Annotated in this window: 25 protein-coding genes; 13 read left to right on the top strand and 12 right to left on the bottom strand. The window is 58.1% G+C overall.

All coding sequences use genetic code 11. From position 1 onward, the window contains the following. The first annotated feature begins 29 nt into the window (after positions 1-29). The 6 genes from metG to panC all read left to right on the top strand — a co-directional run bounded on the left by metG (position 30) and on the right by panC (position 6750). Positions 30-2138 carry a methionine--tRNA ligase gene (gene metG / locus V7Q41_RS07370; RefSeq protein ID WP_333844879.1) on the top strand — a complete coding sequence of 703 codons (2109 nt, stop codon included), beginning with the start codon at positions 30-32 and terminating at the stop codon, positions 2136-2138. A gap of 34 nt (positions 2139-2172) precedes the next feature. After that, positions 2173-3843 (top strand): SulP family inorganic anion transporter, encoded by a 1671-nt coding sequence (locus V7Q41_RS07365; protein WP_333844877.1) that lies wholly within the window; start codon positions 2173-2175, stop codon positions 3841-3843. 39 nt (positions 3844-3882) lie between these two features. Next, the gene (locus V7Q41_RS07360; RefSeq protein ID WP_333844874.1) at positions 3883-4086 is read left to right on the top strand and encodes a DUF3460 family protein; all 204 of its coding nucleotides are present in this window, start codon (positions 3883-3885) and stop codon (positions 4084-4086) included. Then, positions 4079-4909, top strand: a complete 831-nt coding sequence (locus V7Q41_RS07355) for a segregation and condensation protein A (protein WP_333844871.1) — start codon at positions 4079-4081, stop codon at positions 4907-4909. Before V7Q41_RS07360 ends, V7Q41_RS07355 begins: the two co-directional genes overlap by 8 nt. 61 nt (positions 4910-4970) lie before the next feature. Then, positions 4971-5843 carry a 3-methyl-2-oxobutanoate hydroxymethyltransferase gene (panB, locus tag V7Q41_RS07350; RefSeq protein ID WP_333844867.1) on the top strand — a complete coding sequence of 291 codons (873 nt, stop codon included), beginning with the start codon at positions 4971-4973 and terminating at the stop codon, positions 5841-5843. A gap of 28 nt (positions 5844-5871) precedes the next feature. After that, complete coding sequence (panC, locus tag V7Q41_RS07345; protein WP_333844865.1) at positions 5872-6750, top strand: pantoate--beta-alanine ligase; 879 nt, start codon at positions 5872-5874, stop codon at positions 6748-6750. 71 nt (positions 6751-6821) lie between these two features. On the opposite strand, the gene V7Q41_RS07340 is transcribed toward panC, so the two are convergent. The 5 genes from V7Q41_RS07340 to V7Q41_RS07320 form a co-directional block, all read right to left on the bottom strand. Next, a complete protein-coding gene (locus tag V7Q41_RS07340) occupies positions 6822-7604 on the bottom strand; it encodes a hypothetical protein (protein ID WP_333844863.1) in 783 nt (260 codons plus the stop codon). Beyond that, complete coding sequence (locus V7Q41_RS07335; protein ID WP_333844860.1) at positions 7594-8622, bottom strand: NAD(P)H-dependent glycerol-3-phosphate dehydrogenase; 1029 nt, start codon at positions 8620-8622, stop codon at positions 7594-7596. Before V7Q41_RS07335 ends, V7Q41_RS07340 begins: the two co-directional genes overlap by 11 nt. 22 nt (positions 8623-8644) lie before the next feature. Beyond that, a complete protein-coding gene (gene secB, locus V7Q41_RS07330; RefSeq protein ID WP_333844858.1) occupies positions 8645-9094 on the bottom strand; it encodes a protein-export chaperone SecB in 450 nt (149 codons plus the stop codon). An 81-nt stretch (positions 9095-9175) separates the two neighbouring features. Beyond that, the gene (grxC, locus tag V7Q41_RS07325; protein WP_333844855.1) at positions 9176-9433 is read right to left on the bottom strand and encodes a glutaredoxin 3; all 258 of its coding nucleotides are present in this window, start codon (positions 9431-9433) and stop codon (positions 9176-9178) included. Positions 9434-9452: 19 nt separating this feature from the next. Beyond that, positions 9453-9860, bottom strand: a complete 408-nt coding sequence (locus V7Q41_RS07320) for a rhodanese-like domain-containing protein (protein WP_333844853.1) — start codon at positions 9858-9860, stop codon at positions 9453-9455. Positions 9861-9965: 105 nt separating this feature from the next. Between V7Q41_RS07320 and gpmA the strand changes: the two genes are divergently transcribed. The 3 genes from gpmA to V7Q41_RS07305 all read left to right on the top strand — a co-directional run bounded on the left by gpmA (position 9966) and on the right by V7Q41_RS07305 (position 13022). After that, the gene (gpmA, locus tag V7Q41_RS07315) at positions 9966-10709 is read left to right on the top strand and encodes a 2,3-diphosphoglycerate-dependent phosphoglycerate mutase (protein WP_333844851.1); all 744 of its coding nucleotides are present in this window, start codon (positions 9966-9968) and stop codon (positions 10707-10709) included. A gap of 78 nt (positions 10710-10787) precedes the next feature. Continuing rightward, positions 10788-12251, top strand: a complete 1464-nt coding sequence (locus V7Q41_RS07310; RefSeq protein ID WP_333844850.1) for a S41 family peptidase — start codon at positions 10788-10790, stop codon at positions 12249-12251. A gap of 18 nt (positions 12252-12269) precedes the next feature. Beyond that, positions 12270-13022, top strand: coding sequence for a HesA/MoeB/ThiF family protein (locus V7Q41_RS07305; RefSeq protein WP_333844848.1), 753 nt, complete (start codon positions 12270-12272; stop codon positions 13020-13022). A gap of 37 nt (positions 13023-13059) precedes the next feature. Here V7Q41_RS07305 and V7Q41_RS07300 read toward each other — a convergent pair whose 3' ends face one another. Then, positions 13060-13596, bottom strand: a complete 537-nt coding sequence (locus V7Q41_RS07300; protein WP_333844845.1) for a thermonuclease family protein — start codon at positions 13594-13596, stop codon at positions 13060-13062. A 50-nt stretch (positions 13597-13646) separates the two neighbouring features. Between V7Q41_RS07300 and V7Q41_RS07295 the strand changes: the two genes are divergently transcribed. Further along, positions 13647-15299 (top strand): SulP family inorganic anion transporter, encoded by a 1653-nt coding sequence (locus V7Q41_RS07295; RefSeq protein ID WP_333844843.1) that lies wholly within the window; start codon positions 13647-13649, stop codon positions 15297-15299. Here V7Q41_RS07295 and V7Q41_RS07290 read toward each other — a convergent pair. From V7Q41_RS07290 to V7Q41_RS07270, 5 genes are read right to left on the bottom strand one after another with little or no spacing between them, the layout of a single operon-like run. Continuing rightward, positions 15296-16153, bottom strand: a complete 858-nt coding sequence (locus V7Q41_RS07290) for a DUF429 domain-containing protein (RefSeq protein WP_333844840.1) — start codon at positions 16151-16153, stop codon at positions 15296-15298. The genes V7Q41_RS07295 and V7Q41_RS07290 overlap by 4 nt on opposite strands. A 27-nt stretch (positions 16154-16180) precedes the next feature. After that, positions 16181-16606, bottom strand: a complete 426-nt coding sequence (locus V7Q41_RS07285) for a BLUF domain-containing protein (protein WP_333844837.1) — start codon at positions 16604-16606, stop codon at positions 16181-16183. 4 nt (positions 16607-16610) lie between these two features. Next, positions 16611-17309 (bottom strand): GTP cyclohydrolase I, encoded by a 699-nt coding sequence (gene folE, locus V7Q41_RS07280; protein WP_333844835.1) that lies wholly within the window; start codon positions 17307-17309, stop codon positions 16611-16613. Positions 17310-17351: 42 nt separating this feature from the next. Then, positions 17352-18533 (bottom strand): cardiolipin synthase ClsB, encoded by a 1182-nt coding sequence (clsB, locus tag V7Q41_RS07275; protein ID WP_333844833.1) that lies wholly within the window; start codon positions 18531-18533, stop codon positions 17352-17354. After that, complete coding sequence (locus tag V7Q41_RS07270; RefSeq protein WP_333844830.1) at positions 18530-19267, bottom strand: endonuclease/exonuclease/phosphatase family protein; 738 nt, start codon at positions 19265-19267, stop codon at positions 18530-18532. The genes clsB and V7Q41_RS07270 overlap by 4 nt, the downstream gene beginning before the upstream one ends. A gap of 59 nt (positions 19268-19326) precedes the next feature. Between V7Q41_RS07270 and V7Q41_RS07265 the strand changes: the two genes are divergently transcribed. Together V7Q41_RS07265 and V7Q41_RS07260 are read left to right on the top strand one after the other, a co-directional pair. Beyond that, positions 19327-20094, top strand: coding sequence for a hypothetical protein (locus V7Q41_RS07265; protein WP_333844829.1), 768 nt, complete (start codon positions 19327-19329; stop codon positions 20092-20094). 38 nt (positions 20095-20132) lie between these two features. Beyond that, positions 20133-21269 carry a class I SAM-dependent methyltransferase gene (locus V7Q41_RS07260; RefSeq protein ID WP_333844827.1) on the top strand — a complete coding sequence of 379 codons (1137 nt, stop codon included), beginning with the start codon at positions 20133-20135 and terminating at the stop codon, positions 21267-21269. On the opposite strand, the gene V7Q41_RS07255 is transcribed toward V7Q41_RS07260, so the two are convergent. Next, positions 21235-22356 carry an alpha/beta fold hydrolase gene (locus V7Q41_RS07255; protein WP_333844824.1) on the bottom strand — a complete coding sequence of 374 codons (1122 nt, stop codon included), beginning with the start codon at positions 22354-22356 and terminating at the stop codon, positions 21235-21237. The genes V7Q41_RS07260 and V7Q41_RS07255 overlap by 35 nt on opposite strands. Before the next feature lie 86 nt (positions 22357-22442). On the opposite strand from V7Q41_RS07255, the gene V7Q41_RS07250 reads away from it, so the two are divergent. Beyond that, positions 22443-25202, top strand: a 2760-nt coding sequence (locus V7Q41_RS07250; RefSeq protein WP_333844822.1) for a DNA methyltransferase, incomplete at its 3' end; no start/stop codon positions are given.

Below are 25202 nucleotides of genomic sequence, written 5' to 3'. Positions count from 1 at the left end.
ACCCCTTCGCCCTAAGGTCTTGCCCACAAATGTCTCAGCGCCAGCTCTTCGTCACCACCGCCCTGCCCTACGCCAACGGCAACTTTCATATCGGCCACATCATGGAGTACATCCAAGCCGACATCTGGGTGCGTTTCCAGCGCATGCAGGGCCACAGCGTCGATTTCGTTGGCGCGGATGACACCCACGGCGCACCCATCATGATTGCCGCCGAAAAGGCGGGCCTCACACCGCAGCAGTTTGTGGCGGGCATCGCCGCTGGCCGCCAGCCTTATTTGGACGGTTTTCACATCCAGTTTGACAACTGGCACAGCACCGACGCGCCTGAAAACCATGCGCTGGCCCAACAGATTTACCGAGACTTGCGCGACATCCCTGAGTCACAAGGCGGCTCGCTGATTGAGCGGCGCACGATTGACCAGTTCTTTGATGCCCAAAAGAACATGTTTTTGCCCGACCGCTTCATCAAAGGCGAGTGCCCCAAGTGCCACGCCCTTGACCAATACGGCGACAACTGCGAGGTGTGCGGAGCGGTCTACGCCCCCACCGACCTGATCAACCCGTTTTCAGCCCTGTCGGGCGCCAAGCCTGAACTGAAAAGCTCAGAGCATTTTTTCTTCAAACTGTCTGACCCACGTTGCGTGGCCTTCCTTGAGAAGTGGACGCAAGACGGCAAGTTGCAGCCCGAAGTGGCCAACAAAGTCAAAGAGTGGTTCAGCGTGCGCACCAACCCCGATGGCACCACCAGCGAAGGCTTGGGCGATTGGGATATATCGCGTGACGCGCCTTACTTTGGCATCGAAATTCCTGATACGGCTATCAATGGGGCGCCTGCCAAATACTTTTATGTCTGGCTCGATGCGCCTGTGGGCTACTTGGCCTCGCTCAAAAATCTGCTCGACAAGCGTGGCGAAAACTACGACGCCTACATGGCCAACGACCAGTTGGAGCAATACCACTTCATCGGCAAAGACATCGTCACCTTCCACACCTTGTTTTGGCCCGCCATGCTGCACTTCAGTGGCCGCAAAACACCCAACAACGTGTTTGTGCACGGCTTTCTCACCGTCAACAACGGTGAAAAAATGAGCAAGAGCCGTGGCACAGGCCTAGACCCACTCAAGTACCTGAGCTTGGGCATGAACCCTGAATGGCTGCGCTACTACTTGGCCACCAAACTGAGCAACAAAAACGAAGACATCGACTTCAACGCCGAAGACTTCATGCTGCGCGTCAACAGCGATTTGATTGGCAAGTTCGTCAACATCGCGTCGCGTGCGGCGGGCTTTTTGACCAAGCGCTTTGACGGCAAGCTCACCCACAGCTTTGGCGCACAAGGCACAGCGTTGCTGAGCGACATTCACGCCGCCAAAGACAGCATCGCGCAAGCCTATGACGCGCGCGAATACGGCAAGGCGGCCCGTGAAATCATGTTGCTGGCCGACAAGGTCAATTCTTACGTGGATCAGCACAAACCGTGGGACTTGGCCAAAGACGCCACCAACAACGAGGCGCTCCACCAAGTGTGCTCGTTGCTCATCAACGCGTTCGCTGAGCTGAGCCGTTACTTGGCACCTGTATTGCCGTCATTGGCGAAAGCGGTCGAAGCCTTCACGGGTACCTCCATGCAAGGCTGGAATGCATCAGGCCCAGTGACCCACATACAACCTTACCAACACCTCATGCAACGCGTCACCCCCGAACAACTCGAAGCTCTGTTTGAGCCCCCAGCCGTGGTGGAAGAAAAAGTCACCCCAGGCGGTGAAGAAATTGCTTCCACCATCAGCATCGACGACTTTGCGAAGGTGGATTTGCGCATTGCCGAAATCGTCAACTGCGAAGCGGTGGAAGGCTCCACCAAACTGCTGCGCCTCACGCTCGATGTGGGCGAAGGCACCGACCCGCAAGGTCGCCCCATCACGCGCAACGTGTTCAGCGGGATCGCCAGCGCTTACAAACCAGAAGACCTCCAAGGCAAGCTCACCGTCATGGTGGCCAACTTGGCCCCGCGCAAGATGAAGTTTGGGGTGAGTGAAGGCATGGTGCTGGCCGCGAGCCATGCGGATGAAAAAGCCGAGCCCGGCATTTATGTGTTGCACCCCTGGCCAGGTGCAAAACCTGGCATGCGGATTCATTAATTGGGTTCTGACCCCAATTAACTGACCCCCATTGATGTTTCATTTTTTTCGCCCCAACGTTGTTGATTCGCTGAAGGGCTACACCCGTCAGCGTCTTTACCAAGACGTGGCGGCGGGCATCACCGTGGGGGTGGTGGCCTTGCCGCTGGCCATGGCGTTTGCCATTGCGTCGGGGCTCAAGCCTGAGGCGGGTTTGTTCACTGCCATCATTGCGGGCTTTTTGATCTCGGCGTTCGGTGGCAGCCGCGTGCAAATTGGCGGGCCCGCGGGGGCATTCATTGTCATCGTCTACGGTATTTTGGAACGCTATGGACTGGCCAACCTCATCATCGCCACCGCCATGTCGGGCGTGATTTTGTTGGTCATGGGCTTGCTGCGTTTGGGCACGCTGATTCGCTTTATTCCCGTGGCGGTGGTGATTGGGTTTACCAACGGCATTGCGGTGCTCATCCTGGTGTCGCAGCTCAAAGACTTTTTGGGCCTGCCCATCGCCAGCATGCCAGCAGACTTCTTTGGCATCTTGCACACGCTCAACGCCAACCTCAGCAGCTACAACGGCGAAGCCTTGGGCTTGGGCTTGGTGTGTGTGGCGGTGTTGGCGTTTTGGCAACTGGCTTTGCCGCGCCTGGTCGGCAGCTTGCCCAGCACCAAAAGCTTTGCCACCATCCCTGGCTCCATCGTGGTGCTGGTGGGGGCCACTGTCGCCGCCAACACGGTGGGGCTTGAGGTCGACACCATCGCCTCGCGCTTTGGCAGCATTCCTAGCCAACTGCCCGCTTTTGCATGGCCTGCCTTCAGCTGGGACACCGCCAAGTTTTTGATCATCCCCGCCACCACGCTGGCTTTGTTGGGCGCCATCGAGTCGCTCTTGTGCGCCCGCATTGCCGACCAAATGATGGCAGACGGTCCCTACGGTGACCGCCACGATGCCAACCAAGAGCTGATGGCCCAAGGCATTGCCAACATCATCACGCCCTTTTTTGGCGGCATGCCCGCCACGGGCACGATTGCACGCACCGTGACCAATGTCAAAAACGGTGGCAACAGCCCCGTCTCAGGCATGGTGCATGCAGCCACCTTGCTGCTGGTGATGCTGGTGGCCGCGCCACTGGCAGGTGATGTGCCGCTGGCGGCGCTGTCGGCCATTCTGATCTTTGTGGCTTGGAACATGGGCGAATGGCGCGAGTTTGTGCACTTGCGCCAGTTCCGCTTGCCTTACCGCGTCACGCTGTTGTCGGTGTTTTTGCTCACCGTGATTCTTGACTTGACAGTGGCCGTCGAAGTCGGCCTGATGGCGGCTTGCCTCACCTTCATCTACCGCATCTCCAGCCTGAGCCGAGCCGAGCAAGTGCCAGCCCAAGCCTTCCCTGAGTTGTTGGGCCAAGAAGCGGCTGTGCATGCCCACCGTCTTTACGGCGCTTTGTTCTTTGGGGCTGTCCCATTGGTGGAGGCGATTGAGCAAACGATGCCGTCGCAAGCCCTGGTGTTGGACTTGAAAAATCTCATCTATGTCGACTCCTCTGGTGCTGACGCGCTGCTGGCCTTGGTGCGCACCTGCAAGAAAAAGAAGGTGCGCCTCATCCTGTCTGGCTTGGACCACCAGCCACTGGACATGGCCAAGCGCAGCGGTTTGTTGCAAGCCGTGCCTGACACCGACCGCGTGCCCGATTTGAGCCACGGTTTGGCCTTGGCCCTCGGTCGTTAAAATTCACCCCATCTCAAGACAGCCTTTAGGAAACCCTCCATGTCAATTTTTCAACGTGACAGCTACACCTCCGAAGTCACTCAGTTCATCGAGTCGCTCAAGGCCAACAAACCCACGCTCGAAAAAGAACAGCGCGACGGCCGTGCTTTGTTGTGGGACAAGCAAGTGAACACCGAAATCCAGCAAGACAACGCAGCTGGGCGCGTGGCGCAAAAGCCCTACGTCTACCAAACAAATGCCTAACGACGAGGCAGACATCACCTCGGTCATGCCCGAGGTGATCGACAACGTGGCCGTGGCCCGTCTGTATGGCGAGCCGCTGTTTGCCATGCCGCAGGATTTGTACATTCCGCCCGATGCGCTCGAAGTTTTCCTAGAGGCATTCCAAGGCCCCTTGGACTTGTTGCTGTACCTCATTCGCAAGCAAAACTTCAACATCCTCGACATCCCCATGGCCTCGCTCACGCGCCAGTACCTGAGCTATGTGGACGAAATTCGCAACCGAAACCTCGAGCTGGCCGCCGAATACCTGCTGATGGCGGCGATGCTGATTGAAATCAAATCACGCATGTTGCTGCCACCCAAGAAGGTGGCTGAAGGCCAAGAACCCGAAGATCCCCGCGCCGAGTTGGTGCGCCGCTTACTCGAATACGAGCAAATGAAGCTGGCCGCAGCCAAGCTCAATGAAGTACCGCAATTTGGCCGCGATTTTTTGCGCGCACAGGTCTACATCGAGCAGTCGCTTCAGCCCCGCTTTCCTGATGTGCATGTGGTGGAGTTGCAGCAGGCGTGGGCCGACATTTTGAAGCGCGCCAAACTGGTTCAACATCACAAAATCAGCCGCGAAGAACTGTCGGTGCGCGAGCACATGAGCATTGTGCTGCGCCGCCTCCAAGGCCAACGTTTTGTGGAGTTTGAAAAACTCTTTGACGCCAACAAAGGTGCTCCTGTGTTGGTGGTGACTTTCATCGCACTGCTGGAGCTGGCCAAAGAAACCCTGATTGAAATCACGCAGGCTGAGGCTTTTGCACCCATTTATGTGCGCCTGGCCTATAGCCCCACATAAAAGACCCACGTAAACTCCAATCTCTTCGCAACACAGGACTGGCTTTGCGCCATACCTCTCTATGAGCAACACCCACGCCTCGCCCTACGGCACTTTGCCCCCTGCTTCGCCCGTGGCAGCCCGCAAGCCGATCAGCCTGCCAAGGTTGAACGAGCTGCGCGCTCGAGGCGAAAAAATCACCATGCTCACCGCCTATGACGCCACCTTTGCCGCCGTGGCCGATGCGGCGGGCGTGGAATGCATCTTGGTGGGTGACTCGCTGGGCATGGTCTGCCAAGGCCTCACCAGCACCGTGGGCGTCACGCTTGACACCATGCGCTACCACGTGGAGAGCGTGGCCCGCGGCATCCGTCGCGTGCAAGGCACAGCTTGGATCATTGGCGACATGCCCTTTGGCAGCTTCCAAGAATCCAAAGAACAAGCCCTGCGTAGCGCCGTCCAGTTGATGCAGGCAGGTGCGCACATGATCAAACTCGAAGGTGGCGGTTGGACCACAGACATCGTGCATTTCTTGGTTGAGCGCGGCATCCCAGTGTGCGCCCACTTGGGCCTCACCCCCCAAACCGTTCATGCCTTAGGCGGCTACCGCGTGCAAGGCCGCGGCGACTCGGCCACCCAGCTGCGTCAAGAAGCCTTGGCACTGCAAGACGCAGGCGCCAGCATGCTGGTGCTAGAAATGGTGCCCGAGCCCTTATCCACCGCCTTGACCCAAGAGCTCCCCACTTGCCACACCATTGGCATTGGTGCGGGCAACGGCACAGCGGGCCAAGTACTGGTCATGCACGACATGTTGGGTGTCAACTTGGGCAAAAACCCCAAGTTCGTGCATAACTTCATGAGCGAGGCCGACAGCGTTTTGGCAGCCATGAGCGCCTATGTTTCCGCCGTGAAAAACGGCAACTTCCCCGACAACGCCAAACACGCTTGGACCTGAACGAGCGACCCGTCCACCTTTTCTTTGCATGCACATCGTTCACACGCTTGCGGACCTGCGCCGCGCCTTGAAGCCCACCGCCCATCGCGCCTTGGTGCCCACCATGGGCAGCTTGCACCCAGGCCACTTAGAGCTGATGCAAACAGCACGGCACGCAATAGACAAACGTGCGGTTGAAGACAAGCGCAGCGGTAGCGGCATGACGGTGGCCAGCATCTTCGTCAACCGCCTGCAATTTGGCCCCAACGAAGACTTTGACACTTACCCGCGCACCCTAGAAAACGACTGTGCCTTGTTAAAGGCCAACGGCTGCGACCTGGTGTTTGCGCCGTCTGAAAAAGAACTCTACCCCGAACCCCAACTGTTCAAGGTGCATCCTCCTGCGCAATTGGCCGACATCTTGGAAGGCGCGTTTCGCCCGGGCTTTTTTGTGGGCGTGTGCACCGTGGTGCACAAACTCTTCAACATCGTGCAACCCAACTTGGCCGTGTTTGGCAAAAAAGACTACCAACAACTCATGGTGATTCGCCGCATGGTGCAGCAAATGGCCTTGCCCATTGAGATCATCGGTAGCGAGACCCGTCGCACCGAAGACGGCTTGGCTTTGAGTTCACGCAACGGTTATCTCAGCACCGAAGAACGCGCCGAAGCGGTGCAACTGTCAATGGCTTTGAAGGGATTGGCTGCTGCGGCCCGTGAGGGCCATGCGACGGGTGTGCTGGATGTCGCGTCGGCCGAAGCTGCGGCAATGGACGCCTTGCGTGCGCGTGGCTGGCAACCTGACTACATCACCTTGCGCCACCAGCATGACTTGTCACCTGTGGCTGGCCCGAGCGCTGAACCGTTGGTGGTGTTGGGGGCGGCTAAGTTGGGCAAGACCAGGTTGATTGACAACTGGGAGGTTTGAGGTTTGAGGTTTGAGGTTTCTCCTCGGCCAAGGCCGTGGGCATAAGCCAAAAATCCAAACAACCTAAGGCCTCAATACCGAAACCCCACCGCCAAGCGCGTGATGTTGGCCTGCGTGTAGTTGGCTTTTTGGTCATAGGCAAAGCGCACAAAATAGTCACGCAGCTCGACGGTGGTGGCCAGCCCGTTGCCGCTCACCTTCGCCTCGCCCGCTTCAGTGGCGCCAGAGCGATGAAACGCATCCACCACCAAGCTCACCGAATTGGGCAGTGAACCACGCCACACCAGATGCGTCACGCGCTGGCCCGTGTTGAAGCGGTCATCGAAGATTTGGTACAACGAAATTTGTCCCATTTGACGTTGCGAATAAGTGCCGCCCCACAGCAGCGAGTCGTTTGGGTCGAAGTTCAGATTGACATAGGGCTTGGCGTTGGTGCGGCCCCAACCGAGCAGGGGCGACCAACCATCGACGTTGTCTTGCTTGCCATCCCAGGTGAGGCTACCGCCTAAAAACCCACCACTGGCGACTTGCACCGATGAAATCAGCTTGCCATAGCTGGCCAAGCCCGTGGCCTGCTCGATGCCAAAGCGCGACTGTTTGAAGTCGGTGGGTTCTTGGTAATAGCCCACCCAAAAACGGGTGTCGCCCGCGCTGCCACGCACGTTGACATCTGTGGAGGTGTCTCGGGTGACCGAGTCTTTGTAGGTGCCGAGTGTGGCCTTCCACACGATTGGTTTTTCGGCTGATGTCTGCGCGCTCGGCTCTGCGTTGACACGGTCTTGGTTGGCAAGCGCGACTGACGCGCCCCCGAAGCCCACCAGCAAGATCACCGATAAAAAGAATTTAGTTTTCACCGCGAGCACCTCTTCCCATCAAAACAGCCACCGCTTGCGCGGGTGTGATTTGGCCATCTAACAAAGCCACCACCGCATGGGCGATGGGCATGTCCACCCCCAAATACTGCGCGCGTTGCACCACGGTGCGGGCGCAATACACCCCTTCGGCCACATGGCCAAGTGAATCCACCGCTTGTTGCAGGGTGAGGCCTTGGGCCAAGGCCAAGCCTACTTTTCGGTTGCGGCTGAGGTCTCCCGTGGCAGTGAGCACCAAGTCGCCCAAGCCCGACAGACCCATGAAAGTTTCGGCCTTTGCGCCAAGCGCTAAGCCCAAGCGCGTCATTTCAGCCAAACCGCGTGTGATGAGGGCGGCACGGGCATTGAGGCCAAGTTGCAAACCATCACACAAACCCGTGGCGATGGCCAACACGTTTTTGACCGCGCCACCCACTTCCACGCCCACGATGTCCTCATTGGCATAGACGCGCAGAGTGGGGTTGTGAAAAGCCTTCACCATGGCCTCGCGCGCCACAGCGCTGCTGCTGGCCGCCACCAAGGCCGTGGGCATGCCGCGTGCCACTTCTTGCGCAAAGCTGGGGCCACTCAAAGCGCCGCCGAGCAGGGCGGGGGCCACTTGGGCGCACACTTCATGGGCCATCAAACCAATGCCGCTGTGCGAGGCGTCGCCTTGCACAATGTCAGCTTGCGCTGCTTCAAAGCCTTTGCACAGCCATGCCACAGGCACGTGGCTGCCCAAGATCGGGGCAAGTTGCGTCAGCATGCCGCGCAACCCGCTCATGGGCGAGCCGATGACCACCAAATCTTGCTCGGCCAACCAAGCGCCAAAAGGGGCCGAGGACATTTGTACGCCGTCGGTGAAGGCCTGCTCAGGCAAGTAGCGCGTGTTCACGCGCTGGGCTTGCATGACTTGGGCCTGAGGCACATCGCGAGCCCACAAGGTCACAGCATGGTGTGCACCAGCATTGATCGCCAGGGCCGTACCCCACGCGCCTGCACCTAAAACGGCGACCTTCATATCGATGGCCTAGCGGCAAAGCTTACTGAACAGAACCAGCAGCTTGTTGTTGCTGCTGTTGCTCGTACATGGCTTGGAAGTTGATTTCGGCCAAGTGCACAGGCGGAAAACCAGCCCGTTGAATCACATCAGCCACGTTGCCGCGCAGGTAGGGGTAGATGATTTGTGGGCAAGCAATGCCGATGACGGGACCTGTTTGGTCTTCTGGCAAGTTGCGCACTTCAAAAATGCCTGCTTGCTTGGCTTCCACCAAAAACACCACACTGTCTTGAATCTTGGTGGTCACGGTGGCGGTCACGGTCACTTCCACGATACCGTCAGTCACTTGCTCAACGGCCACAGCCAATTGGATGTCCACCGACGGCTGCTCGGTGCTGGTCAGGATGGCGGGTGAGTTGGGTTGCTCCAAAGACAGGTCTTTCAAATAGACACGTTGAATTTGAAAGACGGGGTTCGCTTGTTCTTCTGACATGAGTTTTTCCTAAAACAAAAAAAAGCCCGCATCGGCAGTACCGAAGCGGGCAGCCAATCGGGATGGCTGAATTATGTCAGCTCAAGATTGCAACAAAGGCAGCAAATCGCCTTTGGCATCCAAGGCCACCAAATCGTCACAGCCACCGACATGCATGTCACCAATGAAGATTTGCGGCACGGTGCGACGGCCAGTGACTTCCATCATGTGAGCGCGGGCCACAGGGTCGGTGTCAATGCGGATTTCTTCAATCTGAGCCACGCCTTTGGCTTTGAGCAGCTGCTTGGCACGAACGCAATACGGGCAAACAGCGGTGGTGTACATCTTGATGTCGGGCATGGCATATTCTCCAGAGAAATTAAACTTTAGCGATAGGAAGGTTAGCTTCTTTCCAAGCTTTCAGCCCGCCGTGCAGCGAATGCACCTTTTCGTAACCCAGTTTTTGCGCGATGGCTTGCGCACGCTTAGAACGCGCACCAGCCGCACACACCATGATGACGGGCGTGCTTTTGTTTTTCACTGTTTTACTCAATCGCGCTTCCAACTCATCCAAAGGCAGGTTCACCGCGCCTTTGATATGGCTCTGGGCAAACTCGTCGGCGCCACACACATCGACCACCACACCTTTTTCGCGGTTGATGCATTGCACCGCTTCATTGGGCGAAATGCCGCTGGCCGCAGCACCTTGCACCACGGGCAAAAGTAAAAAGAAGCCCGTGCTCAAAGCGATGGTGATCAACATCCAGTTGTCGAGAATAAATTTCACAGAAGAATCCAGTCCAAAAAAGCAAAAAGGGAGAACAAAAGTAACGCGTCAGCCCAGCATTCTAAAATCATGGTCACTCTTTCACTGACACTGCCGATTTAAACCATGCACAAGCTCGTATTAATTCGCCACGGCGAATCCACTTGGAACCTTGAAAACCGCTTCACTGGCTGGACCGACGTTGACCTGACCCCTAAAGGCGTGGAACAAGCCAAAAACGCAGGCAAGCTACTCAAGGACGAAGGCTACGCGTTTGACGTGGCCTACACCAGCGTGTTGAAGCGCGCCATTCGCACCTTGTACCTCGCCTTGGACGAGATGGATTGCACCTGGTTGCCTGTGATGAAAAGCTGGCGCCTCAACGAGCGCCATTACGGCGACCTGCAAGGCTTGAACAAAGCAGACATGGCCAAACAGTTCGGCGACGAGCAAGTGCTCATCTGGCGTCGCAGCTATGACACCCCGCCACCTGAGCTGCAAGCGCACGACCCCCGTAGCGAACGCGGTGACGCCCGCTACGCCAAACTCGACCCAGCCCAAGTGCCGCTGACCGAGTGCTTGAAAGATACCGTGGACCGCGTGGTTCCCTTCTGGAACGAGTCCATGGCCCCAGCCATCAAGGCTGGCAAACGCATCGTGGTGGCTGCTCACGGCAACTCGATCCGTGCGCTCATCAAGTATTTAGACGGCATCAGCGAGCAAGACATCGTCGGCCTGAACATCCCCAATGGCATTCCGCTGGTGTATGAGCTCGACGACAACCTCAAGCCCATTCGTCACTACTATTTGGGCGACGCCCAAGCGGCCGCCACAGCCGCCGCCGCTTTAGCCTCCCATGGCAAGGCTTAATGGTGATACCGACAGCGCGGCTGCTGGACGCGTTGTATATTGAGTACTTCTAGAGACACGTCAACATTCAAGGGCAACATGCGTCAACAACTCAAGATCGCAGGTTGGATCGCCATCGGCGCTTTGACCGGTGCACTGACCACCGTTTCGCTACAAACCGTCGCGCGCGCCAACATGGCGCCCTTGCCGCTAGAAGAATTGCAGCAACTGGCTGCCGTTTTCAGCATGGTCAAGAGCGACTACGTCGAGCCCGTGGACGAGAAAAAACTCATCAGCGACGCCATCACTGGCATGGTGGCCAGCCTTGACCCCCACTCACAGTACTACGACAAGAAGTCTTTCAAGGAATTCCGTGAAGGCACCACTGGCCGATTTGTGGGCGTGGGCATCGAAATCACCCAAGAAGAAGGCCTCATCAAAGTGGTATCGCCCATCGAGGGCTCGCCTGCTTTTCGTGCAGGCATGAAGTCGGGTGACTTGATCACAAGGATTGATGACACCGCGGTCAAAGGTCTGTCGCTCAACGAGGCGGTCAAACGCATGCGTGGCGAGCCTGGCACCAAGGTGATGCTGACCATTTTCCGCAAGGACGAAAGCCGCACATTCCCCGTCAACATCGTGCGTGAGGAAATCAAGACCCAAAGCGTCAAAGGCAAAGTGATGGAGTCTGGCTACGCTTGGATTCGTCTGAGCCAGTTCCAAGATCGCTCGGTGGATGACTTCACCAATAAGCTGGAAGAAATTTACAAACAAGAACCCAAGCTCAAAGGCTTGGTGCTAGACCTGCGCAATGACCCAGGTGGTTTGCTCGACGCCGCCGTAGCCGTGTCTGCCATGTTCTTACCTGAAAACATCGCCGTGGTGTCCACCAACGGGCAATTGGCTGAGAGCAAATTTGTGTACAAAGCATCGCCCGAGTTTTACCGCCGCAACAGCGGCAATGACCCCGTATCCCGCTTGCACCAAGCCACCAAAGGCATCTACCGCACCGTGCCCTTGGTCGTGTTGGTGAACGAAGGCTCCGCCTCGGCCAGCGAAATCGTGGCCGGTGCCTTGCAAGACCACAAACGCGCCACCATCATGGGCAGCCAAACCTTTGGCAAAGGCTCGGTACAAACCGTGCGCCAGTTAGGCCCCGATACCGCTTTGAAGATCACCACTGCGCGTTACTACACGCCCAATGGACGAAGCATTCAAGCCAAAGGCATCGTGCCTGATGTGTTGCTTGACGATACCGCCGAAGGCAGCCCGTTTGCCATTTTGCGCATGCGTGAAGCCGACCTCGACAAACACTTAGAAAGCGGCCAAGGCAAAGATGCCAAAGACGCAGCCAAGGAAAAAGAAAAAGAAAAGGCCCGCGAAGAAGCCATGAAGCGTTTGGAAGAAGAGTCCAAAAAGCCCAACAGCGAGCGTCGCCCCCCTGAGTTTGGCAGCGACAAAGATTTCCAACTCGAGCAAGCCATCAAACGCCTCAAAGGCCAGCCCGTGTTGGCCAGCAAGACACAAAGCGAACGCCCTTTGGCTGAAAAGAAAGACAAGTAAGTCACGGGTAACGCTGCCGTGAACGACGACCATCTGCTGCGCTACTCGCGCCACATCCTGCTCGACGATGTGGGCATTGAAGGGCAGCAGCGTCTGATTGACAGCCATGTGCTGGTGGTCGGCGCAGGTGGTTTGGGCTCTCCCGTCGCGCTTTACTTGGCCGCCAGCGGGGTAGGCCACATCACGATTGCCGACCACGACGAGGTCGACCTCACCAACTTGCAGCGTCAAATAGCACACACCACCGCGCGCGTGGGCCAACTCAAGGTCGAGTCTGCCGCTCAAGCCATGCTGGCCCTCAACCCTGAAGTCCGTGTGACAACGCTTGCCCACAGGCTAGACGCCGCCCATCTCAACGCCCTCTTGCCCACGGTCACCGTGGTGGTGGACTGCTCTGACAATTTTGAAACCCGCCAAGCTGTGAACGCGGCTTGTGTGAAGCACACCGTGCCACTGGTCTCAGGCGCAGCCCTTCGCATGGATGGTCAACTCGCGGTCTATGACGCGCGGGATGAGCAATCGCCCTGCTACGCCTGCATCTTTCCGCCTGGCCATGTGCCTGAAGAAGCGCAGTGCGCCACCATGGGCGTGCTTGCTCCGCTGGTGGGCGTGATTGGCACGATGCAAGCCATGGAGACGGTCAAGCTCATCACAGGCATGGGGTCGCGCCTGACGGGTCGCCTGCAAATGCTGGATGGTCGCGGCATGGCTTGGAGTGAAGTGCGCTTGCAGCGCAACGCGAGCTGCCCTGTGTGCGGCGGCAAGCACTGAGCCAGCTTCACAGCACGGGTTTTGGCCGCATGCCAACTCAGTGCGGCGCATCAGGTGTTGGCAAGTGGCACGAGCCAAACCGCTTTCTAAACCACCTTGGCTGCAAGGCCCGCCCTTCTGAAAACAAACCGAGGTGCTGCGTTTGCGCTTGCCACTGCAAGGCTTGGTAGGGGCCTGCATTGTTTTTGTAGCTGTACGACCATGCAAAGCCCTGCCCCACCATCCAAGCACCCACATCACTGCCTTGTAGGCTAAGCAGCGCCAGCAAACGGCCATAGCTGTCGTGTGTGCGGGCCGTCACTTCTACCACTTGGCCTTGCAGCGCAGCGTGCAATGCGGCGCGTGACTGCGGTCCCCAAGGCTGGCAAATCTCGGGCGCATCAATGCCCTGCAGCCTGACTTTGTATGCCTCGCCGCCTTGCAGCGGCTGTACCCACACTGTGTCGCCATCGCTCACATAGGTCACGATGCCAGGCCAAGCGTGCGCAGGCGTAGCGGTACACCCGCACATCACGCAAGCTGCCAACCACAGACAAAACACACGCCCCATGCGCCACCTCAATGAAAGCTGCATTGTCCAAACTAAACACCTGCGTGGGGTAACACACCCGTTACTATTGTCGAATGCAATCTGCAAAGCAATGGTTCCCCTTTCTGAGCTGGCCTAAGCCCAGTCCACATTTACTCAAAAGCGAGGCCTTCGCGGGCTTAAGCGTAGGACTGATGGTCATTCCGCAGGGGGTGGCCTATGCCACGTTGGCAGGCATGCCGCTGGTCACGGGTATTTACGCGTCGTTGTTGCCAGCCTTGGTGGCCGTGCTGTTTAGCGCGTCGCAGCGCTTGTCGGTGGGGCCAACGGCCCTGACGGCTATTTTGGTGTCGGCCTCGCTGGGCGGCATCGCCACGCCTGGCAGTGCCGAATGGGTCAACCTCACGGTATGGCTCTCGCTCCTGACGGGTTTGCTACAGGTGATGCTGGGCTTTGCGCGGTTTGGTTGGTTGCTGAACTTGGTCAGCTCGCCGGTGTTGATGGCGTTCACCCAAGGTGCGGGCGTGCTCATCATCATGTCCCAATTGCCCGCTTTGCTGGGGTTGACCCAAGGCTGGTCTCACGTGCTCTCGCACGGTGGCATTGACTGGGCCAGCCTGGTCTTTGGCTTAGTCACCTTCACGGTGCTTTTGTTGGCACGGCGCTGGCGACCCACGTTTCCCACGGTGTTGGTGGTGGTGATGGGCGCTGCGGCTGTCAGCTGGGCGCTGGGGCTTGAGACCGCTGGCACGGCGGTGGTGGGTGCGCTACCGCAGGGCTTGCCTGCGTTGTTTGTGCCCAGCATGATTGAGTGGGATGTATTCAAACAATTGGTTTTGCCCACCTTGGTGATCACGCTGGTGAGCTTTTTAGAAACTGCGTCGAGTGCCAAAGTCGACAACGACCGAAGCGGCAAGCGCTGGGACCAAGACCAAGACTTGGTGGGCCAAGGTTTGGCCAAAGTGGCCTCGGGTCTGTGCGGCGCGTTTCCTACCAGCTCGTCGTTCAGCCGCTCGGCCCTCAACCTGTACGCGGGTGCTCAGTCGGCATGGGCCACTGTGTTTTCGGTGGCGGTGATTTTGGTCATCCTCTTGTTCTTCACTGCCGTGTTGCAGCCTGTGCCGCAGTCAGTGTTGGCGGCCATCGTGGTGGTGGCGGTGCTGGGGCTCATCAAGCCGCATGCCTTTGTGAAGCTTTATCAAATCAACCGGGTCGAGGCGGCCACAGCGTTGCTGACGTTTGTCATCACCCTGCTCTCGGCGCCGCGTTTGTATTGGGGGGTGCTGGCCGGTGTGGTCATGGGACTGAGCCACTTTTTGCACACGCGTTTGCATCCACGCATCATTGAAGTGGGCCTGCACCCCGACGGCAGCCTGCGCGACCGCCATCTGTGGCACCTGCCCCCCTTAGCGCCCCACCTCTACGCCATGCGCATGGACGCCGAGCTAGATTTTGCGGCCGCAAGCACCTTAGAGCGCGCCGTGATGGAGCACTTGGGCCAGCATCCGGACGTGACCCATCTGTGCCTGTTTGCCATGCCTATTAACCGCATCGACGCCACGGGCGTAGAGAGCTTCTCCAAACTCGAAGCCATGCTGCGCGAACGCGGCATCAGCCTGCACATCAGCGGCATGAAGCTACCCGTTGAAACCGTGTTGCGCCGTGCAGGCTGTCTGCAAGCGCATGCGGGGCTGCACCTTTATCGCACGGACACAGAGGCAATTGCGCATCTAAGCCTCGACAGTTAAGCGCTCACGATCCAGCCTTCCAACGGGTCGCATGCGGGCAGACCATAGTGCGGGTCGCCTGCTTCGTGTTGGCTTTGCGCCCACGCAGCTTGCACCATGCACAGCACTGCGTCCAGGCTGTCGCCACTGGCGTCATCCACCAAGGTGTCGTGCTGCGCGTGGCTGAGCTTGAGGCGCAGGCCCAAACGGGTTTGGCCCACTTCAAGGACTTGCAGCAACTGTTTGCGGGCAATCAAACGCTCAGGAGTTTGTTTGGCTTTGTCGTCGCTTTTGTAGCTGGTGTTGCCAATCAGCTCTCGCGCCAACAAGCCGGGGTAGGCCTCTAAAGCGATGCGCATGGACGAGGGCGATGAAGCAGATGACGCAGCCTCATTCACACAAACGGCAGGTGCATGCAAACGGGGCAAGGTGACGCCAGCATCGATCAACAAAGGCACTCCCGCATGCAGCATGTAAGCCACAGGCGGGTTGACCCATTTCATCGACGGGCTAGAGCCTGCGGGAGAGTCGGTGGCACGGTGGGCAAATTTGCCACCCACAGGGCGGGCATCGCAAAAGGCCTTGAAGGTCTCGCGTATCTCAGCGCGGCTGAGTGCTGTGAAGTGCTGCATGCAGGCCAGCCAGTCGGTGGGCCAGCCCAGCGTCTGCACCAACTCACGCGGCAAGCCAAATGGCAAATCAAAACCACCCACCCACGGCTGTGGCTGTTTTAACCAATCACCAAAAGCAACAAGACTGCCAAATCGCAACAAGCTTTGCAGCTGCACACGGCCGTCTTTGGCCAGGCCGACAGCCACGACGATGGGTTTACGTTGGGAGGGGCTGCTGCTGAAGTCGCAGCCAATGAGCGTCATGCCAAATTAATTGGGATCTGACCCCAATTAAGCGCGGCCCACGATGGAGGCGGTGGCCATCAGCTCTTCAAGAAGTGCGAACGACACATTGCCCGACACGCCGTAGGGGTCGAGCTCGGGGGTTTCGGAGTACTTCAACACAATGGACGGGTTGAGTTTGTCTAGGCGTACATGACCCATGGTCCAGCCACCAAAACGGCGCTCGGAGATTTCTTGGTAGGCCAGTATCACCACGTCTTTGTGACGCGGGTCTTTGACGATGTGGGTGTAGAGCGCATTCACTTGGTTGCGGCCACCTTCGATGGCTTGCAAGTAAATGCCGCCCCCAAAACACAACACGCCTGTGATGCCGTTGCTGATGTTGTGCTCGCGTGAGCTAGCCAAGATGGATTCAGTTTCTTCGGCCGTCTCGGGTTGAACGGACCTGCTCACATACAACAGACGAACGAGCATGGCATCAACCTTTAGGAATGAGAGACAAAAATTCGCGACGCAAGTTGGGGTCTTTCAAAAACGCACCCCGCATGACCGAGTTGAGCATCTTGCTGTCCATGTCTTTCACGCCGCGCCATGACATGCAAAAGTGACTGGCTTCCATCACGATGGCCAAGCCATCGGGCTGGGTTTTGGATTGAATCAGGTCGGCCAGTTGCACCACCGCCTCTTCTTGAATTTGCGGCCGACCCATGACCCACTCGGCCAAGCGTGCGTACTTGGACAAGCCAATCACATTGGTGCGCTCATTGGGCAGCACGCCAATCCAAATCTTGCCGATCACGGGGCAAAAGTGGTGGCTGCACGCACTGCGCACGGTGATGGGGCCAACGATCATCAGCTCGTTGAGGTGTTCGGCATTTGGAAATTCAGTGATGGCCGGAGCGGGCAAATAGCGGCCTTTGAAGACCTCTTGCAAATACATTTTGGCCACGCGGCGGGCCGTGTCGCCGGTGTTGTGGTCGTGCTCGGTGTCAATCACCAAACTGTCCAGCACGCCTTGCATCTTGCCTTCGACTTCGTCAAGCAAAGCCTCTAACTCACCGGGCTGAATGAATTCAGCAATGTTGTCATTGGAATGGAAGCGTTTGCGGGAAGCGGTGATGCGCTCACGAATCTTTACAGAAACTGGCGTGCCTTCAAAGTTGTCTTTTGCTGTCATGGGATGATGGTATCAGCGATGCAAAAACCTTATGGCCGCACCTCAGTAAGGCTTGCCAGTCAACAACACGCCAAACCGCAAGAGCAAGGCAGCACCCCAGTCAATCAAGCGCTGCCATGCGGGGCGGTGGGCAAAGCTGTGCGGATCAACCCGTGTGGCCCCAGTGTGCATGGCATCGTTCAAGCTCGATTGCAGGTCTTGGGCAAAGACTCGGTCGCGCACCACCACATTGGCCTCGCGCGCCAGCAGCAAACTGAAAGGGTCTAAGTTTGACGAGCCCACCGTGGCCCAAAACCCATCGACCACCGCCACTTTGGCGTGCAACACGCTGGCGTGGTATTCGTAAATGTCCACACCTGCTGCCAACAGTTGGCCGTAGAGCTGGCGTGAGGCACGGTAGGGCACAAAGTATTCGTATTTCCCTTGCAGCAACAACCGCACGCGCACCCCTCGACCCGCTGCCAGCACCAAGGCGCGTCGCAAACGCAGTCCCGGGAAAAAATAGGCGCAAGCCACCACCACCTCTTGGTGCGCTGTGCCAATGGCTTTGCGATAGGCCTGCTCAATTTGGGTACGGTGACGCACGTTGTCGCGCAACACCAATTGAATGTTTGCGCGTGTGGGCAGTGCCAAGTCTTGATCGGCGCTGCGCAAAGCCTCGAGCGCACCAGCAATGTCTTGGCTGCGCAGCTCGCGCACAGCTTCGATGCGCGACCACAACTGCGTCATGGCCTGATGCACTTGCCCAACCAAAGTGCCGCGCAGGCTCACGGCATAGTCCAAGCGCGGCAGCAACAAGCCACCCGCTACATTGGGGTCGATGAAGTCGTCCAAGATGTTGATGCCGCCACAAAACGCCAGCGATTGGTCCACCACACATAGCTTGCGATGCAAACGCCTCCAGCGACTAGGCAACCAAAAACCCACGCCCACCAGCGGCGAATACACGCGCCACAGCACGCCCGCTTGGTCAAAGCGTTGCGCCCACTCAGGCGGCAGCTCACCCGTGCCCACGCCGTCGACCACCACACACACCCGCACGCCGCGCTCGGCAGCGCGAACCAGCGCCTGAGCCACCTCAGCGCCAGCGCCTGCAAAGTCAAAAATATAGGTTTCTAACAGCACCTCATGTTGGGCTTGGTCAAACGCGTCGATGAGCGCGGCAAACAGCGCCACACCGCTGCGCAACAAACGCGTGTCGTGTGCGGCGGGGTGGGTGTTCATGGGGCATCCCACTCAAACTCGACCAACAAGGGCAGATGGTCAGACATACGTCGCCAAATCGGCCCTCGGGGCACATGGGAGCCTAAGCGGCGCAAACCTCGCGCATACACATGGTCGAGTTGCGCCAAAGGCAAGCGCGCAGGAAAAGTGGGGTACTTTTTGCCTGTGTTGGTGTGCAAGCCCACCGAGGCCATCATGTGGGTCACCAAACCGCCCCAGTCATTGAAGTCCCCAGCCACCAGCAGCGGCGCATGGGGCGGCACCTCACGCGCAATGAAATCGTGCAACTGCTGGGTTTGGCGCTGTCGACTGCTAGGCAACAAACCCAAATGGCTCACGATCACGTGCACCTCTTGCGTTTGAACTTGCAATGTCACATGCAGCAAACCGCGCTGCTCAAGTCGGTGGTCTGACATGTCTTCATGGCGATGCTCGAGCACGGGCCAGCGAGACAGCAGTGCATTGCCATGCTCGCCATGTTGGGTGGTGGCGTTGGTGCGGTACACCGGCGTGTAGCCCTCGGGCGCCAAAAAGTCTGCTTGCCCCTGCTCGGGCCAGCGCTTGAAACGGCGGGCTTGCTGACGGTTGAATGCACGCACCTCTTGCAGGCACACCACGTCCGCATCAAACTGCTCCACCGCGTGACCCAGGTTGTGAATTTCTAATCTTCGCCCAGGACCGTGGCCTTGCACGCCCTTGTGGATGTTGTAGGTGGCTACTTTGAATGTTTTCATGTTCGTGCATAAGTGTGCCTCAGCAAAGAGGTGTCTTGAAAATCTGCTAGAAACAAAGCATGCAACACAAATTTCTCTTTTTTCTCGTGGCTGCTGCCATGGCATGGCCAAGTTGGTCGCAAACACCTGAGCCACAAGTTCAGCCCCCTCACATCACATGGGGCATCAGCGCGGGTGCCAACCGATACAGCGAGCCTGGCTTGATGCAACTCAAAGGCCCTGAACTGGGTGTACACGCACGCCTGAGCCAATGGGCAGCGCTGCCAAACGCCTACGCTGAGGCCGATATCTTGCTAGGCCAACAAATCTACACCAGCAAAAGTTCAGGCAGCATGCGTGGTGTCGCCAACCTTGAAACCCGCTGGCGAGTCATGCTGCCCTTGTTTGGCGAATCGACCGACCGCGCCAACATAGATGCGGGCCTGGCCGTGCATACCCTGTGGAACGACCTGCGCGGTACATCCACCTTCCAAGGCGTCACCTATGGCGGCTACCAACGCAGTGCTGCCCAACTTTGGCTGCCCGTGCGCTGGCAAATTGACGATGTGTGGACCCTGGATGCAGGCTGGCTCATTTATGGCCAACACACCTCCATGCTGTCCGAGGTCAACACCCGATACCAAGACGTGGTCAACACGCAGCGCAAAGGCCAATACGCACAAGTGGCCATGAACGTGACACTGAACAACGGCGACGCGCTCAAGCCCTTTGTGCGCTACACCTCTTTGGCCGACTCCAACTCCGTCGCCATGGGCGGCAAGTCTTGGATGGAACCCCAAAGCCAGCGCTGGCAGCTTGGCGTTGTGTGGGAATTTGCGGCACCTTAAGCCCCGCGCTGAGGCGGCATCGCCCACTATGATGCCGGATGCTCACCCCCCCAGACTTCTTAGCCACCCTGCCCACATGGCGCTGCGAAAGCGGCGCTGTAGCCCCCCGTCGTGTGGTGGCCGTTGACGACACCCTGTCGGCTGACACAGCCTACCGCTTGGCCTGCGAGGGCACGGGCCTGTTGTGGCAGGGTGACTTTCACAACGCACGTCAGTTGCTGCAAGCCTTGGCTCGCCGCACCGATCGCAAGCCCAAGAAAAACAACAAGCCAGCCCCTGAAGTGGCGCCCTTGCAAGCATTCAATGCCCACCGCCAAGCGCTGGGCCAACGCGCCCGCATCTTGGCCATGGTCATCGTGCCCATGGAGGGCGACTACACCATCCCCCTGCGCCGCGCACCCGACCTCAAGCTGGCCTGCACCGAAGCCTGGGGCCCCGCCAATGGCCAAGCCTGCATGGTGTCCATGCGCGAACTGCTGGGTGTGGTGGGCGCGCACGAGTGGCGCAAAAAGGGGGTCGAAATCACCGCCTTGGGCGACGCGCCCCACAACCGGATTCACCCACATTACGGCGTGTTCTCGCCCGTGCGCGGCGAGTATGTTGACCTTGTCGCCCACGCGCCGATCAAAGACAAAACCCTGGCTTTTGACATTGGCGTGGGCACAGGCGTGTTGTCGGCCGTGTTAGCTAAGCGCGGGGTGCAACACATTGTGGCCACCGACCAAGACCCACGCGCCCTCGCCTGCGCACGTGAGAACTTGAAACGATTGCAACGCATCGACAAAGTCGAGCTGCTGCAAACCGATTTGTTCCCCGAAGGCCTTGCCCCGCTGATTGTGTGCAACCCACCGTGGGTACCAGCACGCCCCAGCTCGCCCATCGAACATGCGGTGTACGACGAAGGCAGCCGCATGCTGCGAGGGTTTCTAGGCGGCTTGCGTGCCCACCTTGCGCCCCAAGGTGAAGGCTGGCTCATCCTGTCGGACTTGGCAGAACACTTAGGGCTGCGCAGCCGCCAAGAGCTGCTGGGCTGGATCAGCGAAGCGGGCTTGCAAGTCACGGGCCGCCAAGACATCAAACCACGGCACGGCAAAGCAAGCGACGACACCGACCCGCTGCACGACGCACGTGCCAAAGAAGTTACTTCTTTGTGGTGCCTCGCAGCTGCTGCTTGAGCCAAGCCCACAGGCTGGTCGGCTGCACAGGGGCAGGCTGTGCCACCCCCTGAGGCGCTGGCGTCGCCACCACAACGGGATCGACTGGTAGCACAACCGGCTCGACTGGCTTCTCGGCGGCGGCCTCTGTCGGCTGGGCCTGTGGCGCCATCACCTCCAAAGATGCCAACACCGCCACAGGCGCATCGGTGGCCACGGTGGTCTCTTGCCAGACAGGCCCCGTGTCTAGCGCGATGTCCATCTGCGTCAAGGCCGTGGTTGGCTGCACTTTGGCGGCCAACGCTGCAGGCAAACCCAAGGACTTCAACACAAAATTGTTCACTGCCGCATTGAACGGCACAGGGTGCGCTGCGCCAGCCACCTCCAGCACTTGGGCTTCGGGAAATTCGCGCTGCAAGTCTTTCACCTCTTTGGCCGTGCACACGCCTGAATCGCTGCCGTGCACCAAACGCACAGCGCCTTTGAAGTCGCTCAGCAAGTGGCCAAACTTCATGCCTTTCCAGTCTTTGCGGTATGACAAATCAAAGTGCGTGGGCGACTGCACCGCCAAAGCCACGCCGATGCTGACATGCAACTTGTCCGCCATCTCCTCGGGTGTGGGCAAGCGGCCCGCTTTTTTCATGCCGTCATACAAACCGTAAATCGCCATCCAAGGCAAATCCAAACCAATGTCATTGAGCGTCAATCCATGGATGAAATTGCGTGCATCGTGTGCCAAATACATCGCCAAGATGCCCCCCATGCTGGTACCCAACACTTCAATGCGCGGCACGGGCTGGCCTTCGGGCATCAACTCGGCGCGAATGAAATGCTCCATGTCCTCTAGATACACCTGCATGGTGTAGCCCTTGTCACCCGGCAGTTGGCTAGAGTCGCCGCGCCCGCACAAATCCACACTCACCACGCGCAGGCCGTGCACCCCTTGGGCGTCTTGCAGCAGCGAATCAAACGTGGCGCGTGTCTCTAAAAGCCCTGGCAAACACAGCAACACATGCGGGCTGAGCACATCGCCCACAGCGCTGAAGGCCAAGTGTCGGTCGGCCTTGGGAACCTGAAATTGGAGAGCGGGGAATTTGGAGAGGGTCATAGGTGCGAATCATCCTAGCTGATGGATGTTTAATCTTTAAAAATAATACTTTCTAGTACTATTCAAGCTCATTGATTGAGCACTTTATGCGTCTTAACTGGAACGAGATTAAATCTAGGGCATTGCTTTTTAGCAAAACTTGGGCGGATGCCAGCAACGAAGACAGCGAAGCCAAACCCTTTTGGATTGCCTTCTTTGAAATCTTTGGCATCACCGACAAACGCGTGGCCACCTTTGAGCTGCATGTCAAAAAGCTCGGCGGCGCGCAAGGCTTTGTCGATTTGTTTTGGCCCGGCGTGCTGTTGGTAGAACACAAGTCACGCGGCAAAAACCTCGACCAAGCGATAGACCAAGCCGTGGGCTACCTGCACCACCTGCCCGAGCGCGACCTGCCGCAGCTCGTGGTGGTGTGCGACTTTGCCCGCTTTCGGGTGCGCATTTTGGCCACGGGCGAGACGGTGGAGTTTGAGCTTGGGCACCTGCACAAACACGTCAAGCTGTTTGGCCTGCTGGCAGGCTACAAGGTGCAAGACATTCGGGCAGAAGACCCCGTCAACATCAAGGCCGCCGAGCGCATGGGCCGCCTGCACGACGCCCTCAAAGCCAGCGGCTACCAAGGCCACGCCCTTGAATTGCTGCTGGTGCGCCTGCTGTTTTGCCTGTTTGCCGACGACACCGGCATCTTTCAGCCTGCGCAATCGTTTCGCGACTTTGTGGAAGAACGCACCGCACCCGACGGCTCAGACCTCGGGCCGCGCCTGGGGCAATTGTTTCAAGCGCTCAACACGCCCGAGAGCCAACGCAGCAAACACATCGACGAACAGCTGGGCAAGTTTGCCTACATCAACGGCAAGTTGTTTGAAGAAACCCTGCCCATGGCCGACTTCAGCACCGCCATGCGCGAAGCCCTGTTAGATGCGTGCGCGCTGGACTGGTCGGCCATCAGCCCAGCCATCTTTGGCAGCCTGTTTCAAAGCATCATGGACGACAAGGCCCGCCGCAACCTGGGCGCGCACTACACCTCTGAGGCCAACATCCTCAAGCTCATCAAGCCCTTGTTTTTGGACGAACTGCACGCCGAGTTTGAGCGCGTCAAAGGCAACCGCAACAAGCTGTTTGAGTTTCACAAAAAGCTGCGGCAACTGACGTTTTTTGACCCAGCTTGCGGGTGTGGCAACTTCCTTGTTATCAGCTACCGCGAACTGCGCGAGTTGGAACTGAAAGTGCTGCGCGCCAGCCACGAACTGAGCGCCCACAAAGGCCAAATGACGGTGGACGTGCATGGCCTGATTGGCGTGAACGTGGACCAATTCTTTGGCATTGAAATCGAAGAGTTCCCCGCGCAAATTGCCCAAGTGGCCCTGTGGTTGGTGGACCACCAAATGAACCTGCGCGTGAGCGTGGAGTTTGGCCTGTACTTTGCCCGCATCCCGCTTAAAAGCACGCCGCACATTCAAAACGCCAATGCGCTGCGGCTGGAATGGAGTGAGGTGCTGCCTGCGGAGCGGTGTAGTTATGTGTTGGGCAATCCGCCGTTTTTGGGCAAGACCTACCAAAGCAAAGAACAAAAAGCCGACCTGGCCGCCGTGATGCACGGCATCCATGGCGCGGGCGATTTGGACTTTGTGTGCGGCTGGTATGTGCTGGCCGCGCAATACATGAAAAGCACGGGCACACAAGCCGCCTTTGTATCGACCAACAGCATCACCCAAGGTGAACAAGTGGCGGTGCTGTGGGGAGAGATGCAGCGCCTGGGCATGCACATCCACTTTGCGCACCGCACCTTCCAGTGGAGCAACGAGGCCAGCGGCAAAGCCGCTGTGCATTGCGTGATCGTGGGCTTTGGCCCCGAAGACCAAGCAGTCAAAACCATTTACGAATACGAAGACATCAAAGGCCTGCCGCATGCGGTGCCGGTCAAGCGCATCAATGCGTATTTGGTGGATGCGCCGGATGTGTTGCTGAACAAGCGCCGCACGCCCATTTGCCAAGTGCCTGAAATGACCTATGGCAGCAAGCCTACCGATGGGGGCCATTTGCTGATGGACGATGCAGATAAGAACGCACTTCTCGCAATAGACCCCCAAGCGGCTAAATGGATTCGTCCGTTCTTGGGCGCTGAGGAGTTCATCAATAGCAAGCAGCGCTGGTGTTTGTGGTTGGTAAATTGTCCTCCAAAAGAACTGCGTCATATGCCCGAAGTGATGAAACGTGTACAAGCCGTCAAAGAAATGCGAATGACGAGCTCGGATAAGCAAACACAAGTTGATGCAGGGACACCAACGCTGTTTCAAAAGATCAGACAACCCTCTAGCAATTACTTGCTGATTCCACTTCACAGTTCGGAGAATCGGCAATATGTCCCCTTGGGCTTCTGTAATTCCGAAATCATTTGCGGAAATGCAAATTCAATGATCCCTGACGCCACGCTGTTTCACTTCGGCGTCATGACCAGCGCCATGCACAACGCCTTTATGCGGTTCACCTGCGGTCGAATCAAAAGTGATTTCCGCTACTCCAACACCATCGTCTACAACAACTACCCTTGGCCTGGCTTCGCAGGCGAAGCACTCAGCGACAAACACCACACCGCCATCGAACAAGCCGCCCAATGCGTGCTCGACGCCCGAGCCCAATTTGCAAGCTCGTCACTGGCCGACCTCTACGACCCACTGACCATGCCCCCGGCCCTGCTCAAGGCCCACCAAAAACTAGACACCGCCGTAGACGCCGCCTACCAACCCAGCGGTGGCAAAAAGTCCTACGCCTCCGACGCCGAACGCGTGGCCTTCTTGTTTGAGTTGTACCAACGCATCACCAGCTTGCTGCCTGCGCTAGCCGCAAAG

This window comes from Limnohabitans sp., assembly GCF_036804465.1.
Classification (GTDB): domain Bacteria; phylum Pseudomonadota; class Gammaproteobacteria; order Burkholderiales; family Burkholderiaceae_C; genus Limnohabitans.
The sequence above is the reverse complement of the archived record's forward strand: the minus strand, read 5'-3'. Positions and strand labels throughout refer to the sequence as shown.

What these genes read in the sequence shown, in the direction of transcription:
- V7Q41_RS07265 (WP_333844829.1), top strand. Translation starts at nt 19,327, where the DNA reads ATGCAACACAAATTTCTCTTTTTTCTCGTGGCTGCTGCCATGGCATGG.
- clsB (WP_333844833.1), bottom strand. Translation starts at nt 18,533, where the DNA reads ATGAACACCCACCCCGCCGCACACGACACGCGTTTGTTGCGCAGCGGT.
- metG (WP_333844879.1), top strand. Translation starts at nt 30, where the DNA reads ATGTCTCAGCGCCAGCTCTTCGTCACCACCGCCCTGCCCTACGCCAAC.
- grxC (WP_333844855.1), bottom strand. Translation starts at nt 9,433, where the DNA reads ATGCCCGACATCAAGATGTACACCACCGCTGTTTGCCCGTATTGCGTT.
- panB (WP_333844867.1), top strand. Translation starts at nt 4,971, where the DNA reads ATGAGCAACACCCACGCCTCGCCCTACGGCACTTTGCCCCCTGCTTCG.
- V7Q41_RS07255 (WP_333844824.1), bottom strand. Translation starts at nt 22,356, where the DNA reads ATGACCCTCTCCAAATTCCCCGCTCTCCAATTTCAGGTTCCCAAGGCC.
- V7Q41_RS07295 (WP_333844843.1), top strand. Translation starts at nt 13,647, where the DNA reads ATGCAATCTGCAAAGCAATGGTTCCCCTTTCTGAGCTGGCCTAAGCCC.
- panC (WP_333844865.1), top strand. Translation starts at nt 5,872, where the DNA reads ATGCACATCGTTCACACGCTTGCGGACCTGCGCCGCGCCTTGAAGCCC.
- V7Q41_RS07270 (WP_333844830.1), bottom strand. Translation starts at nt 19,267, where the DNA reads ATGAAAACATTCAAAGTAGCCACCTACAACATCCACAAGGGCGTGCAA.
- V7Q41_RS07290 (WP_333844840.1), bottom strand. Translation starts at nt 16,153, where the DNA reads ATGACGCTCATTGGCTGCGACTTCAGCAGCAGCCCCTCCCAACGTAAA.
- secB (WP_333844858.1), bottom strand. Translation starts at nt 9,094, where the DNA reads ATGTCAGAAGAACAAGCGAACCCCGTCTTTCAAATTCAACGTGTCTAT.
- V7Q41_RS07365 (WP_333844877.1), top strand. Translation starts at nt 2,173, where the DNA reads ATGTTTCATTTTTTTCGCCCCAACGTTGTTGATTCGCTGAAGGGCTAC.
- V7Q41_RS07260 (WP_333844827.1), top strand. Translation starts at nt 20,133, where the DNA reads ATGCTCACCCCCCCAGACTTCTTAGCCACCCTGCCCACATGGCGCTGC.
- V7Q41_RS07310 (WP_333844850.1), top strand. Translation starts at nt 10,788, where the DNA reads ATGCGTCAACAACTCAAGATCGCAGGTTGGATCGCCATCGGCGCTTTG.
- V7Q41_RS07335 (WP_333844860.1), bottom strand. Translation starts at nt 8,622, where the DNA reads ATGAAGGTCGCCGTTTTAGGTGCAGGCGCGTGGGGTACGGCCCTGGCG.
- V7Q41_RS07300 (WP_333844845.1), bottom strand. Translation starts at nt 13,596, where the DNA reads ATGCAGCTTTCATTGAGGTGGCGCATGGGGCGTGTGTTTTGTCTGTGG.
- V7Q41_RS07355 (WP_333844871.1), top strand. Translation starts at nt 4,079, where the DNA reads ATGCCTAACGACGAGGCAGACATCACCTCGGTCATGCCCGAGGTGATC.
- gpmA (WP_333844851.1), top strand. Translation starts at nt 9,966, where the DNA reads ATGCACAAGCTCGTATTAATTCGCCACGGCGAATCCACTTGGAACCTT.
- V7Q41_RS07285 (WP_333844837.1), bottom strand. Translation starts at nt 16,606, where the DNA reads ATGCTCGTTCGTCTGTTGTATGTGAGCAGGTCCGTTCAACCCGAGACG.
- folE (WP_333844835.1), bottom strand. Translation starts at nt 17,309, where the DNA reads ATGACAGCAAAAGACAACTTTGAAGGCACGCCAGTTTCTGTAAAGATT.
- V7Q41_RS07360 (WP_333844874.1), top strand. Translation starts at nt 3,883, where the DNA reads ATGTCAATTTTTCAACGTGACAGCTACACCTCCGAAGTCACTCAGTTC.